Genomic DNA, 14367 nt, shown 5'->3' on the forward strand with positions numbered 1-14367 from the left:
AAAATGGTACTTGTCAGCAGCCAGTTCACATCATCATATGACATATACTTTATTTACCATTATAGCAACCTAAAAATAGAAAATCCATAATTTTCTATTTGGAGCCTCGAAGTTTAATGCAATCGAGGTACACACGTTTCTTGCAGTCCTAGCAGAGAAGTCAGATGGAAATCAAACGATGCTTCGAAAGTGAAGAAAGAGCTACAATATACAGCAGCTGATGCGTTATTTAGTAAGGAAAACATACCTGGAGCCACGTAAGATGAGATGATCGAGGTCGCAGATGAAAAGGCGCCCGCTTTCCTGAGCGAAGCTGAGGTGCGGGCGGTAAAGGAGCGAGAAAGCGAATACATTCTCGCGCATGACCTTGCCTCATCGGCTCATGCGGCTGGTGCTGGTGGAGCAGATATATGCTCCCTAATATTTTGTAGAGGCACTCGCGTGATATGCCCTAGCCGCTAGCACAAAAAAGCCACCAAAACTGCGGCGGCAAATCAGTCGGATGTTTGAGGAAATCCCGCCCATTTTTTGACGTCCATACGCACGACACGACAATCGAACGTGGAATTGCAGCAGATTTTTGGGACGATGTGTTATTTGAAGACACGCCGCAGGAGCTTCAGTTCCTGTACGCGGTACTTGCTTAATTTCCGTTCGTGGGACAGCGTTCCGGCTTCCGTCATCGCGGGGGCTTTATAGTCATACACTAAAAATCCCTAGTCTTTAAGCGTGAGGTTATCCAATTTCTGTTTCCTCATTGCGCCAAGGGAGCAATTTCTTTCTCGTTTGTTCGAACCAGTCTACCAGCTTATCGGTCAAGCCGATCCGCAGCTCGTTAGTAAATAAATGATCCATTTTATGATAGTGCTTCTCCGCTTCTTTGTGCCTTCCGCTTGCCGTATACAGCTTCATCAGCGCAAGTCCGTCTTCTTCGTTATAAGGGTCCGTATCCTGAATCCGTTCGTACATCGCCAGCGCTTCCTCCAGCATCATGGTTTTCTCATAGTACCGGGCTAACGATCGGGCATTCTGATTCCATAGCTTCCGTAGTCTTTCGCGTTCGTCCTCTACCCACCCATAACCGATCTCTGGTAAATAGTCCCCTTCATAAAGTGAAAGCAACCGCTGCAGCTCGGAGTGACTTTCGGACAAATTTAAGCCGCTCACCTGGCGCAAACCGTTTTCCCATTCATCCACGTCAATCCGAATTCGGCTTGTGTCGAGTATGTAGCCTTCTTGAATAGTCCTATTTTGGATGGGGGCATCAATGTCCATTTGCTTCAAGCACTGTCTAATGTGATATATCGATGTGTACAATTGATTCGCCGCCTGTTTCACATCAAGCTCTGGCCACAGCAGTTCCAAAAGTGTCTCCTTGAGGACGATATTGCCGCGTTGGTGTAGCAGGTAAGCAAACAGAGTCTGCGTTTTTGCCGTACGCCATTTCGGTATTTCCGGAGACCCTCCGCTGCTCTGAAAACGGAGAGACCGAAAACATAGAATGCGAGAAGGTGATATTGAGCGCATATCTTCTTTATGCATTCTTTTTTGCATCAGCCGCTTCATCGTTTGATCCAGGCGTGCTTGATACAACGGTTTAAGCAAATAATCGACCGCATTCAGCTCAAAAGCCTGGACAGCATATTCGCTATATGCCGTTATAAATATAATATCGACTCCCGGACAAGCCTCCTTTGCCAGCTCCACCGCTTGGATACCCGATATTTCCGGCAAGTGAATATCGAAAAATACGACGTCTGGCTGAAGTTCCGGCATTCGCATAATAGCCTCTCTCGCATTTCCAAACGAGCCGACCACCGAAATACCGGGATATCCCGACAGCATTCGTCGAATCTGGTTTAACACCAGCGCTTCGTCATCCACCAGCAAGATCTTCATGTATTTCACGCTCCATAACATGTATGCATTGTTTTTTTGCAAGATTCGACTTGTTATATCAATACTATCGGAATTTTGGCAATGGATGATTAGAACTGCCCGAGCAGACGTGTTCAAATAGAGGTGGTCTCAGTTGGTTGAATTGCCTTGATAATACGAGGTTAATTTCAAGCATTTCATTCCTACGTGAGCGAAAACAGCAAGTAAAGCAGGTGTAGAGATCCTGTAAAGCTCCTTTTGTTACGATCACCCCTGTCGAAAGTAAGTGAATTGTATCAAGATATAGGATCAAGGGGGCTGGAATCCATATGGGACAGGGGAAGATAAAAGCGGAATAGAAAAAGAACGATTGTTTGACATCAGCGTGAGCAAACGTGCCTGAGTTTAGAAGAGATATACAAATTTTTCCAATAAGAAAGGAGAACCCTGCTTAACTGAAAGAAATGCGCAAATATAGAATTTCTATATGCTTTCGTTAGCAGGTATACACAAAATATGAAATTAAAAAATCGAAGAATGTTATCTGCTCTAATAGCAATTATTATGGTACTGACGATGATGCCGCTCCATCCGTTAGAAGTGAAGGCCGCTGCAACATCTACAATTGATCTTGGTACCCCTGTTAGCGTAACCGAAACCACCTATCAGCTATCCAATGCTGCATTTGGAAGCACAGGTGTCGTGAATGGAGCGGGCGGATACTTTACTGTGGCAGTAAATAATGGCTCTATTGCAGTTGGAGCTCTTCCAAGCGGCATCACCGAGTTGATTAATGGCATACAAATCAGTGGCATTGTGACTGATCAATCTACATCGGTAAATAGAGTATTCAATTTTTCAAATGGTACTACTTATGAAGATATTCTGGTTGTTATTCAAAATTTAACATTTGCCAAAGCTGTGGGGCAAACCCAAAGTGTAACAGTAAATGTAACGCCAGGGGCGCCATTGACTGATGGGAAAACATCTGTGCGTACCTATAATGGGCGCCATTTTGTATATGTGCAAAGACAGGCTGCTACCATGACTTTTAAAGATGCCGTGACGGTTGCAACGAACAATAGCGGTCATCTTTTAGAGCCAAAAGCAAACAATCCTCAAGAAATTTTTGCGATTGCTAGTATGTTTAAAGAATTTAAAAGTGTCTTTAGGGGAAATTGGAGCTTTTTAACCTTTATAAGCGCTTCTAAAACTACAGCACCTAATTGGGACACTTCTAGTTATAGCGATACAAGGTATGTATCTAACGGTCAGTCAACAGGTCTTGATACATCAAATGAGTTTGTGGCTAATGGAGCGTATGACCATCTTACACTTCTGCTAGACACGACTAGTAATAAAATAGGTTACTTAGCTGTAAATAATACACACGGCAGCAGCAGCGGATATTTTGATCCGGGAGTTATTGTCGAGTATAATTCAGGTGTCATTAGCAACAATATCACAGCCACAAAATATATTGGGGTTTCAGAGATGGGAGGCAGCGTGGGAATCAGCGGTGTTGCCAAAGTTGGTGAAACACTGACTGCGGACTTATCGGGAATCACTTATTCGCCTGACACGCCTTACAATGTGCCGACTTACCAATGGTACCGGAACGGAGTCGCCATCACGAATGCGACAGGTTCAAGCTACATGTTAACCACAGACGACTTCGGTTCAGACATAACCGTGATGGTAACCGCTGACGATACGCATGCGACAGGGAGCGTGAAAAGCTCGGCAGCGAACGGCGCCGAGGCACCGGCAGCACCAGTAGAAGTGAGCAAAACAGCAACGAGCATTACGCTGCAAGCCATCACCGGTCAGGAGTACAGCATAGACGGCGGCGTGACGTGGCAAGATAGTTCGACGTTTGCTGGACTGATCCCAGGGACGGACTATACAATTGTAACCCGTGTGAAAGCGACAGCGACGCAGTGGCCGTCTGCTATCAGCACAGGAGCAGTAATTCGTACGGTGTCTAACAACGCGGGCTTGGCAGATTTGACGCTGTCGAACGTCACGTTAAGCCCGACATTTGCGACAGACACCACATCCTATACGACAAGTGTGCCGAACAGTGTGAGCGACACGACAGTGACGGCAGCAGTATATGATGCTGTTTATTTTACGGTGACAGCGAGCGTGTACAATAGCGAAGGCATGTTGGTACAAGGTCCGATTAACTTGGCAAGTGGCGTCGCTTCCGACTCCTTGCCGCTGAGCGTAGGCATCAATACGATCAAGGTGGTCATGACGGCGCAGGACGGCACGACGAAAACGTACATCGTAGCTTTGACGCGCGCTGCTCGTAATGACTCCAGCACAAGTCCTGCACCCGCACCTACATCTGTACCTGCTCCGGCATCGGGTGTGAAAACAACTGTAAACAATGAGGACAGTGGCTTCGCTACTGGTACAACGACAAACAAAGTGACGACTGTTGTGGTTGATCAAAATAAACTCTCGGATCATCTCTCCAAGGGTAGCGGACAGCAATTAAATGTACTTGTGCCTGACGACGGTGACATCAAGGTTGTAGGTTTGACCGCAGCAACCCTGAAGCAGTTGTCCGATACCGGCTCCACGCTGAACATCGAGAACCTGCTTGCTATTTATCCGGTTCCAAGCACACAACTGGATTTGGGTTCGATCACCAAACAATGGAACGGCGCGCCGCTTGGCGAAATTGCAGTCGATATTGCTATCAAGAGATCGTCTGACGCATTAAAAGCCGCAGCAAAAGATCAGGCGACCAAAGGTGGTTACGATCTGCTCGTCAATCCGGTCGATCTATCACTTAACTTCACGTACCACAACCAAACCATTAAGCCGGATCAATTAAAGAACTACGCACCGCGCTATATCGCATTGCCTGAAGGTATTGATCCGAACAAAATTACGACCGGCGTCATTGTTAATTCGGACGGTACCTTGTTCCATGTACCGACAGTCGTAACGAAAATCAATAACCGTTACTTTGCAATGATCAATGACCTGCGCAGCCAGGGCAGTTACTCGGTCATCTGGAATCCACAAAATTTCGATGACGTGAAGAGCCACTGGGCACAGGCGAGCATCAACAATATTGCAGCCAGACTGCAGCTTGCAGGTACAGGCAACAATACCTTCTCCCCGAGTCGCAGTATTGACCGTTCGGAATTTGCCACGATTGTGGCAAGCGGACTTGGCTTAATGCGCCAAGGTGTATCCGCCACGCCGTACAGCGACGTAGCACCATCGAGTTGGTACCACGATGCCGTTACGATCGCCAGTGAATTTGGCGTGATTAAAGGCTTTGATGACGGTGCTTTCCACGGCAGCGAACGGATTACAAGAGAGCAAGGCATCGCTATGATCGCCCGCTCCCTTCATATTGTTCAGCCGCAAGAGGCGCTGAGCACATCGGAAATCAATCAGATTCTGGCTCCTTATAGCGATGTGGAGCAAATCTCCGGGTATGCCCGGGAGTCTGCAGCCCAACTGATTAAGGCTGGCATTCTGCAAGGGATCGGCAAACAGCAGTTAAATCCAAAAATGGAGATGACGCGCGCGGAAACAGCGGTTATGGTTGAAAGATTGCTGAAAGCTACGAAGTTGATCGACTAGTATTAATGATTAAGAGGGGGCTAACGGCCTCCTCTTTTTGTGTCCCGCGTGCCCAAAGGCATGCATCGCCTTGCTGGTGAAAATCCAACCGCAGGAGGTGCCAAGCCACCTTCGGTTGGTGAGTGCGTAGAAGCGCATCGGCAAAAATACCTGTCGGAGACGGGCAAGCAATCTGTCAGGTTGGAACATGAATTGAATCCTGCTGGGGATCGACGTCGACATTGAAGGTTGCTTTGATGCCTAATCACCCGATTTATGGAACAAGGGATTCCCGCTGTTCTTGTCGAAGTATGAAAGCTGTCGGACTGAGCCCTAGCATTTTCAAGCACTTGGCAGAACGGAACGGCGAATCGTTGGGAGTGAGCTCTATATGATTGGGATAAAAAACAAAACCGCTCTGAAATATACTGTGACGTTTATCCTGTTTCTCTTTATACTTCTCGGCATCCGGTGGCTTTGGTCCGGGTTTTTCCTTACGCCTGAACATCCTCGTGCGGTTCAAGGCGTGCTCGATCTGCGCGGCTGGGACTTCGCCAACTCCCGTTCCATCACGCTGGACGGTGAGTGGGATTTTTATCCAGGAGCATTCGTCACACATATAAACAAGGATTGGAAATCCCTGAACAAGCGTAATATCATGGTTCCGGGAGATTGGCGAAGCGCTTTACCTGCAGATTCAAAGTCATCGTTTGGATACGGTACGTACCGGCTGCGCATTCTGGTCGACCCTTTACCGCAACAGTCCTTCGAATTCTGGATTCAGGAAATTCAAGCCTCTTCAGTTGTTGAATTCAACGGACAGATAGCAGGAGTCGGCCAACCGATGGAGCAAGCGGATACATATAAGCCCCGCCGGATATCTTATACCCCGCTTTATAAGGCAAACGGAGTGAATGAGATCGAGCTGCTTGTACGCGTGGCCAATTTTGATAATCCGCTTAATGGCGGTATTGTCAGAGACATTCGCTTTGGGTCGGATACGGCCATCAATACCGAACGATGGATCTCCATTGGCTTTCAGATTATGACCTTCGTGGTACTGATGTTTCTTGGCTTGTACGCCGTGATGTTATACTTTCTCAGTCGGCAAAAAGGGTTGCTTGCCTTTTTTATGCTGCTTTTGACCGCTGGGATTACGATTGTGTCTGATAACGACAGTCTGCTGCTGGTATGTATGCCTTTTATCAACTATGCATGGGCACTGAAAATTAAATTACTCTCGTACTCGTGGCTCCCCTTCTTTTTCCTGCAGATTACCGGAATATTTGCGAAGCTCCGAACTAACACGGTTTTATTCCGTACGTACGCAATTGTTCTGGCTTTGTATTCAGGATTTGTGTTGGTCATGCCTCCACCGATCATTTACTATCTAATCGAATTTAAAATATTCAGACTGCTTTATTGGTTTCCAATGGCCTGGGTTATTTATCTGATTGGCAAACTTATAGCCAGAAATCAGCCCGGTGCCATCTTCCTGCTGCTTGCTACCATGAGCATATTATCCAGCTCCGCATGGGGACTGATTAATGCTCACTTGAAAGTGATAAACGTTTACTTCCCATTTGACGTTCTAGTGGCTATTATTAGTTTTTCCGCTTACTGGATTAATCAGTACTTCCGCAATTCCCAAGAAAAAGCCAAACTAAACGAGCAATTAAGAATGGCAGACAAGCAGAAGGACGATTTTCTGGCAAACACATCCCATGAATTGCGAAATCCCCTGCACGGGATGCTGAATATGGCGCAAACCGTCCTTGAAAGAGAAAAACATTCATTGAGCGGCGAGAGTGCCCAAAATATGGAGTTAATGATGAAGATCGGTCGGCGCATGTCATTTATGTTAAATGACCTGCTTGATTTAACTCGTCTCAAGGAGTGTAGCATCCGCCTGCACGTCCAGACTATTCAGGTGCAGGCGATCACTTCTGGCGTATTCGACATGCTTCGCTTCATGACCGTTAGTAAACCGATCCGGCTGGTCAATGAGATTCCGAATGAGTTTCCTCCTGTGATGGCTGACGAAAACCGACTCATTCAAATTTTGTTTAATCTCGTTCACAATGCAATCAAATTTACCAATGAAGGAACTGTCGCCATCCGGGTGGTCGCACAAGACGGGAAGGCGTACATTAGCGTTGCGGATACGGGCATCGGCATGGACGAGGAAACGCTGCAAAGAATCTTTAACCCTTACGAGCAAGGCGACTCCAGTATGACGGCGATGCCCGGGGGTGGCATCGGACTGGGCCTCAGCATTTGCAAGCAGTTAGTGGAGCTGCACGGCGAAACGTTGGAGGTGAAATCTGTCTCGGGCCAAGGTTCGACGTTCACCTTTGCTTTGGCGCTGTCCGATTCGCCTGTTCAACGGGAAGCGGATTTTGCAGCATTCCTGCCACCTGTCTTTGCAGAAACCGCCGCCGCTGCCGACTCGAACATCCGTTACGGTACGGATGACGATTCTGCCGTTGTGGAGAGCTCGGTGCGCCCTTCGGTATTGGCTGTGGACGATGATCCGCTTAACTTGAAAATACTGGAGAACATTCTGGCTGGGGAATCTTTCGACATCGCTACGGTTACGAGCGGCAATGATGCTTTGTCTCATCTGAACAAGAGAGTATGGGATCTTGTTATTGTTGACGTCATGATGCCTCATATGTCGGGGTATGAGCTAACAAGAGCTATTCGTGAGCGCTATTCGAGCTTGGAACTGCCCGTTCTGCTTCTGACTGCGCGCAACAACCCTGAGGATATTGCTGCTGGTTTTTTGGCTGGGGCTAACGATTACATTGTGAAGCCTGCGGATGCGATGGAGTTAAAGGTTCGGGTGCGGGCATTAACGGATTTGAACCGTTCCGTACGCGAACGCCTGCGTATGGAAGCGGCATGGCTGCAAGCACAAATAAAACCGCACTTTTTATTCAATACCCTCAATGCGATAGCTGCGCTTAGCGACGTTAATTTGAACAGAATGCGCCTACTGCTCGACGAATTCGGCAATTATCTACGTGCCAGTTTCAACTTTCAAAATTCCGAGCTGCTTGTTCCGCTGGGACAGGAGCTTGCTCTCGTACGTTCTTATTTATATATCGAGAATGAACGTTTCGAAGGCAGGCTGAGCACGGTTTGGGAAGTCGAAGCGAACATGGAGCTAAGGCTTCCCCCGCTTTCCATTCAACCGCTTGTCGAAAACGCAGTGCGGCACGGCATCATGAGCCGTTCGTCGGGCGGAATGATTCATATTCATATCGCCGAATATGAGGATCGTACTGAAGTAACCGTTTCCGATAACGGCGTGGGGATGGATACTAAAACGCGGCAACATATATTCGATACACGTTCGGATCAAAGGCAGGGAGTCGGTTTGTTCAATATTAATCAACGGTTGAAACAATTATATGGGAAGGGCCTGCACATTCAGAGTGATCCGGGTCAAGGGACAGTTGTCGTCTTTGCCGTTCCGAATAATGCGGTGAACCGCCTGATTTAGCGGCTTGCCGCTGGGCATCGGCCAAAAGACAGCAGCAAAATCACTCGGCTGTACGCCCACTGCTGCAATTGAGTGGGTATATAGATATTGTCGCATCAAAATTTTGACCACCCGAACACAGGCTTCAAAACCTTGCGCCCCCAATAAGCGATTACCGTCCCCGGAGTCCACGAACCGGGATTCTGCAAGTATTGCTTGTATTGATCGGTGATGATATAAGTCCAAGTGGAAGCAGGGCTCTTCAGTCCGAACTTTTCCCAGATCGCCGGATCATTCGAACCTCCGAGCTTCTCGAGCATATTCGCCGACTCTCTATTTATTTTAGCCGGAATTTGCTCGTAGGCTTGGATGATTAGCGCATGAAATTCATCGAGCGGATTACGGCTCACAAGACTCGTCAGATGAATGCCTTCGCGAATGTATGAAGCATATGCCAGATGGTCAGCCCAGAGCTTGTCGATATAATAAAGCCGTACCCGCTGTTCCGCAGGGCTCATCGGAGTCGCGCCCTTCAAAATTCCGAGCCGCTCCTCGTATAGCATGCGCCTCTGATCCTCCACCATATCCGAATAACCGTTCAGCTCCTGACGGATATGGAAGTTTTGACCCATAATAACTCGCTGAATATGATCAATTTTGCTGTGGAGCACCGACTCTTCGAGAGACTCATCCTGCCTAAGACCGCGTATCGCTTTATCGATGCCGAACCTAAGCAGCAACTCGTCTTCCAAGCTTACGAAAAATACAGAAGCTCCCGGGTCGCCCTGGCGTCCGGATCGCCCACGCAGCTGGCTGTCGATCCGCACGCTTTGGTGCATATGCGTACCAATCACGTACAAACCGCCCAGCTTGGCGACAGCCACTGCTTGCGTGGGGTTGCCGCCGCCGAGCCGAATGTCGACGCCGCGTCCCGCCATATTTGTAGACACCGTCACGGCACCGATCACTCCCGCTTTGGCGATGAGCTCGGCTTCTTTTGCGTCGTTTTTCGCATTCAGAACATGGCAAGGTACGCCGGCTGCCGCTAGCGCCTCCGCCAGCATGTCAGACTCCTCAACGCTTGACGTACCAATGAGAATCGGACGTCCCGCCCTATGGACGGACGAGATTTCTTGCACAAGCGCCTTAAATTTAGCTTCTTTATGGGTATAAATCCGGTGCGGATGGTCGATCCGTATGTTTGGCCGGTTCGGCGGAATATGCACGACTTGCAGCGCATAAATAACTTCGAATTCCATCGCGGAAGCTTGCGCGGTAGCCGTCATTCCGCAAATTTTTGGATATAGGCTAAGGAAGTGTTGAAGGGTGATCGTACCGAGAATGTTCCCGCCTGCTTTCGACTCAAGCCCCTCTTTAGCCGAAAGCGCGGCTTGCAGCCCGTCCGGCAAATGCCTGTTCTCCGCCACGCGGCCGGTATATTCGTCGATCAGCTCGATTTTACCGTCCCGTACGATGTAATCGACGTCTTTTTTCAATAACAATTCCGCATGCAGTGCGCAATTTAACGACATTAACAAATGACTATTATGCTCTTCGTACAAATTGCCGCATCCGAGCAGCGACTCTGCTTTCGCAGACCCTGCTTCATTCAAGTAAACGTTCCGCTGGAACTCGTCGAAATCGTAATCCCCATCTTGCGTGAGCTGCCTGGCTACTTCTGCAAAAAGAATGCCGTTCTTGCCGGAAGAGCCCGGCTCGCCAGCGATGACTAGCGGCACCCGCGCCTCGTCAAGAAGCAGGGAATCCGCTTCGTCGACGATGACGTAGTGAAAGGGACGATGCACGGTATCGGCTTCGTCTAAAGCAATCGTGTCGCGCAAATAATCGAATCCCGCCTCTTTGGCCGTAACATAGGTTATATCGGCGGCGTACGCTTCCCGTTTCTCGGACAAGCTCATGCCCGCTTGAACCGCGCTTACCGTTAACCCGAGGAAACGATAGATCGGGCCCATCCATTCCGCATCCCGCTTTGCCAAATAATTGTTGAAAGTCAGCACATGAACACCTTCACCGGTTAGCGCATGCAGATAAGCAGGCATAACAGCAGAGAGCGTTTTTCCTTCGCCGGTATGCTGCTCGATCAAAAATCCCTCGTGCAGAGCAATAGCAGCCATGATCTGGACATCGTAGGGCTGCAATCCGAGCGTTCTCTTCGCTGCCTCGCAGACTAGCGCATAGGCATCGACAAGCAGCCCGTCCCAAGGCGTCCCCGATTTTGCAGCCTTTTTCAGCCGGAGAGATTCCGCTTGCAGCCGCTGATCGTCCCAAGCTCCAAAATTCCGTTTCCTGATGAGGTCCACTTTGTCCCGATAGCTTTTCAGCTTATGCCGGGTACCCTGGTCTTCGAATTTTTGTCTAAGCCTGGCGGCTAAATTCATAGGAATTTGATCCCTCCTCGGTAGAAATACACGATTGTAGTGGCTAACGGCATCGACGAATCTATAAGACCGTGTGGCATTCTTTTGTCATTTTTCCCTACTCATCCTTTAACCGTCGTTGATACAAAATAACAGATACAATCGTTAATCCAACTGCCCATGCCAAAATAATAAGGAGGGGTTTTAATAACTCTCCCGTCGTAAAGCCCGTATGGGGTATGCCCAGCAAATGCACAATCTGACTGCTTGGCATGTAATCCAGCACTTTGAAGATCGGATAATTATCCACTAGAAACGCTCCCCATGGTGCCCCAGAGAATACGATCGTCACAGGAATTATAGATAATGACGCATCAAGCAACGTCTTGGAGAATAGACCACATATCGTCCCGACTGCTGTGTATAGAATAATCGAAAGAATGATTGCTGCCACAAACGCCCATATACGAGCTGGCTCATAGCCAAATAGATACGTAGCAATAGCCAGAGCAACAGCAGACATGACAAAGACTAAAGTACTTTTACCGATTAAAACATCCATGGTCGTGGCCGGAGTCATCATTAATGATCGTAAAGTGTTCCGCTCCTTTTCTTCCGCTATCAAGCATGCTTGTGCGAAACATGTTAGTAACACAAACGAAAGATTAAGAACTGTAGCGAAAGAACCAGGCAAAGACGAGGTGGCGCCAGCAGCTCGAAGAAGAAGGGCGAGGATAATTGGGAAAATCAACATAATGGAGAGGGCATAATTGCGTGAAAACTCTTTGTAATCCTTCACAAATATCGCTTGCGCACGTTTCAATGAGATACTCATAGCAGCTCACTTCCTGTCATTTTAATAAAGATATCACCTAGACTGGGCTCTTTCGTTTCTAATCGATCAATTAACCCTTGTTTCATCCAATCGGCTATTTGATCGGCCGTTCTCTCGCCTATCGGGAGCTCGTATGCTTCTCCATTTATTAAGTCAACACTAACTATGTTTTCTCGATGCTGTTTTTTAAGCTCCTTTGGTGAGCCGATGGTTTGGATTTGTCCTTGATACAAAATCGCTACACGGTTACATATCAATTCAGCCTCAGCCATATCATGCGTAGTTAAAAAAATCGTTGTCCCTTTCTCATTTAAGTAGCGTAAGCCTTTATAAATATGTGCGGTGTTTACTGGATCTAAAGCCGAAGTAGGTTCATCTAAAAATAATAACTCTGGCTCATGGATAATCGCGCATGCCAACAGGACACGCTGACGCATCCCTTTCGACAAGAGATTGACTTTCTTTTTGCGCTCTCCGCTTAAGTTTACAAACTGCAGCACCTTATCGATTGAAGACCGGGGAAGATTATACAACTTACGATACAGCTCCAGATTTTCCTCTATCGATAATCGCTCATATAGACCGCTGTTATCCGTCAAAATGCCAAAGCGCATTTTCTGTGCAGACTGATTCATCATCTTCGCTGGCTCGTTAAACACACTTGCCTGTCCACTTGTCGGATTTAATTGCGCAGTTAAAATCTTTATCAATGTTGTTTTTCCTGAACCACTCGGACCTAGGAACCCAAAAATTTCTCCTTTCGGAATGGAAAAGGACACATCTGCCAATGCATCCTTATTTCCAAATCTCTTTCGAATATGTTCGACTTGGATAACAGCCACTCACACCACTTCCTTAGAGTTGATGGCTTAAGTGTATAAAGATTGCATCCCTATAGCCATCAAAACCCGCCGAAATGTAGCTGTTATCGCCTGAATGGTACCACCCAGTGCTTGATTGGTTCGACATTCCCCCGGAATTAGAGGTTAAGAAGTGCTTTTAATTCCTGCAATTTTGAACGAGATAATGGAACCACGGCATCTTTACCTGTATTTAACCGTAAGCTGTAGCTATTTTTCGTCCATGTAATAATCTCTCTTACTTTTTGCAGATTAACGATGTAGGAGCGATGACACCTGAAAAATCCGAAATTTAACAATCTCTGCTCGAGCTCTGTTAGCGTCAAGGCACAGTCGTAATTTTCTCCACCGACATGAACAAGGATTGAACCATCTATACTTTCTATAAAATCGATTTCCGGCGGATTAAATAAAATCACTTTGCCCTTTCTTTTCGTATAAATTTTCTGCAGGGTTATATTGTCTCGATCCTGTTCGTACACTTCCTGCTTATCTTCTTCTGAGTCCCGAATATCCAATGGATGAAATCCGAGCTCGTTCAATCGATAAATTTCATCACAGGAAATAATAGCATCCTCTAAATTCGAAGTTAAAATTAAAATCTGCTTTTCTTTCGAAAGGTCATCTAAAATTCGTTTGAAATGATGACGGTCTTGTTCTTCCAAGTAAAAATAGGGTTCCTCCAGCACAAGTGTAGACTGATGCGCAAAAAAGACACGCAGCAAGGTCACATACATCCTTTTCGATGAGCTTAGATCCTTGATTTTTACCTTCCGTTCTTCTTTTAAAGCAAAATAATCCATTAACGAAGCGACACGGTCATTCCTCTCCGTTATTTGGATTAGAAAAGTGATTAGCTCTTCCACCGTTAAACGCATATACTCGTTTTGCCCAGTCCGAAATAAATAATATTGGGAATGATTCACTAATTGATTCAATAAAAGCTGCTTTCGCTTCAAGTCCGTTATAATGCCAATCGATTGGTTCGATGTCATATTTAATTCAATCTTCGGTAGAAATAAATCCCCATCCTCATACACTGGTTGAAATTGCATGCCGTCCTCCTGATCATTGCCACTATAGAATATATTAAACCATTATAAGGTTGGGATACCTTTTTGTCAGTTTCTATTGAAACATATAAAGGCATGTATACTCTAAGCCATATAAGTATATAAAAATGATTTTCAAATCCAAAGAGAAGCGATCAGGTATAGAAGGGAAGGATTAAGCTTCGCTTGAGATAACCGCGGCAGCAGTATAAACCGAGAGTCCGGTTGCGAAGGGAGAAGAGTAAGAACTGAAAAGCCATGTCGGACACGGGTTTGAGGGCTGTGA

At 47.0% G+C, this 14367-nt stretch carries 8 protein-coding genes and 1 pseudogene; 4 read left to right on the plus strand and 5 right to left on the minus strand.

Features of this window, described 5'->3' with window-relative positions; all coding sequences use genetic code 11:
* Nucleotides 1–264: 264 nt before the first annotated feature.
* Together ABEW34_RS05005 and ABEW34_RS05010 are read left to right on the plus strand one after the other, a co-directional pair.
* Nucleotides 265–384 (plus strand): annotated as a pseudogene (locus tag ABEW34_RS05005) (23S rRNA (pseudouridine(1915)-N(3))-methyltransferase RlmH); the annotation flags it as partial.
* On the plus strand, nucleotides 362–421 hold the full coding sequence (locus ABEW34_RS05010) for a hypothetical protein (RefSeq protein WP_430156171.1): 60 nt from the start codon (nucleotides 362–364) through the stop codon (nucleotides 419–421). The pseudogene ABEW34_RS05005 and the gene ABEW34_RS05010, both read left to right, overlap by 23 nt.
* 314 nt (nucleotides 422–735) lie before the next feature.
* Here the strand turns inward: ABEW34_RS05010 and ABEW34_RS05015 are convergent, their stop codons facing one another.
* On the minus strand, nucleotides 736–1899 hold the full coding sequence (locus tag ABEW34_RS05015) for a response regulator (RefSeq protein ID WP_430155434.1): 1164 nt from the start codon (nucleotides 1897–1899) through the stop codon (nucleotides 736–738).
* A gap of 516 nt (nucleotides 1900–2415) precedes the next feature.
* On the opposite strand from ABEW34_RS05015, the gene ABEW34_RS05020 reads away from it, so the two are divergent.
* A complete protein-coding gene (locus ABEW34_RS05020) occupies nucleotides 2416–5490 on the plus strand; it encodes an S-layer homology domain-containing protein (RefSeq protein ID WP_430155436.1) in 3075 nt (1024 codons plus the stop codon).
* 370 nt (nucleotides 5491–5860) lie between these two features.
* Nucleotides 5861–8977: a hybrid sensor histidine kinase/response regulator gene (locus ABEW34_RS05025; protein WP_430155439.1), complete on the plus strand. Its 3117-nt coding sequence runs from the start codon at nucleotides 5861–5863 to the stop codon at nucleotides 8975–8977.
* Between the two features lie 95 nt (nucleotides 8978–9072).
* Here the strand turns inward: ABEW34_RS05025 and ABEW34_RS05030 are convergent, their stop codons facing one another.
* The 4 genes from ABEW34_RS05030 to ABEW34_RS05045 form a co-directional block, all read right to left on the minus strand.
* Entirely contained in the window at nucleotides 9073–11355 is a 2283-nt protein-coding gene (locus tag ABEW34_RS05030) for a DEAD/DEAH box helicase (RefSeq protein WP_430155442.1), read from the minus strand.
* 97 nt (nucleotides 11356–11452) lie between these two features.
* Entirely contained in the window at nucleotides 11453–12169 is a 717-nt protein-coding gene (locus ABEW34_RS05035) for an ABC transporter permease (protein ID WP_430155444.1), read from the minus strand.
* Nucleotides 12166–13011 (minus strand): ATP-binding cassette domain-containing protein, encoded by an 846-nt coding sequence (locus ABEW34_RS05040; RefSeq protein ID WP_430155446.1) that lies wholly within the window; start codon nucleotides 13009–13011, stop codon nucleotides 12166–12168. Before ABEW34_RS05040 ends, ABEW34_RS05035 begins: the two co-directional genes overlap by 4 nt.
* A gap of 137 nt (nucleotides 13012–13148) precedes the next feature.
* Nucleotides 13149–14084 carry a LytTR family transcriptional regulator DNA-binding domain-containing protein gene (locus ABEW34_RS05045; protein WP_430155449.1) on the minus strand — a complete coding sequence of 312 codons (936 nt, stop codon included), beginning with the start codon at nucleotides 14082–14084 and terminating at the stop codon, nucleotides 13149–13151.
* Between the last annotated feature and the right edge of the window lie 283 nt (nucleotides 14085–14367).

This window comes from Paenibacillus algorifonticola (genome assembly GCF_050481745.1).
Taxonomy (GTDB): Bacteria; Bacillota; Bacilli; order Paenibacillales; family Paenibacillaceae; genus Pristimantibacillus; species Pristimantibacillus algorifonticola_A.

What these genes read in the sequence shown, in the direction of transcription:
- ABEW34_RS05015 (WP_430155434.1), bottom strand. Translation starts at nt 1,899, where the DNA reads ATGAAGATCTTGCTGGTGGATGACGAAGCGCTGGTGTTAAACCAGATT.
- ABEW34_RS05020 (WP_430155436.1), top strand. Translation starts at nt 2,416, where the DNA reads ATGTTATCTGCTCTAATAGCAATTATTATGGTACTGACGATGATGCCG.
- ABEW34_RS05025 (WP_430155439.1), top strand. Translation starts at nt 5,861, where the DNA reads ATGATTGGGATAAAAAACAAAACCGCTCTGAAATATACTGTGACGTTT.
- ABEW34_RS05030 (WP_430155442.1), bottom strand. Translation starts at nt 11,355, where the DNA reads ATGAATTTAGCCGCCAGGCTTAGACAAAAATTCGAAGACCAGGGTACC.
- ABEW34_RS05035 (WP_430155444.1), bottom strand. Translation starts at nt 12,169, where the DNA reads ATGAGTATCTCATTGAAACGTGCGCAAGCGATATTTGTGAAGGATTAC.
- ABEW34_RS05045 (WP_430155449.1), bottom strand. Translation starts at nt 14,084, where the DNA reads ATGCAATTTCAACCAGTGTATGAGGATGGGGATTTATTTCTACCGAAG.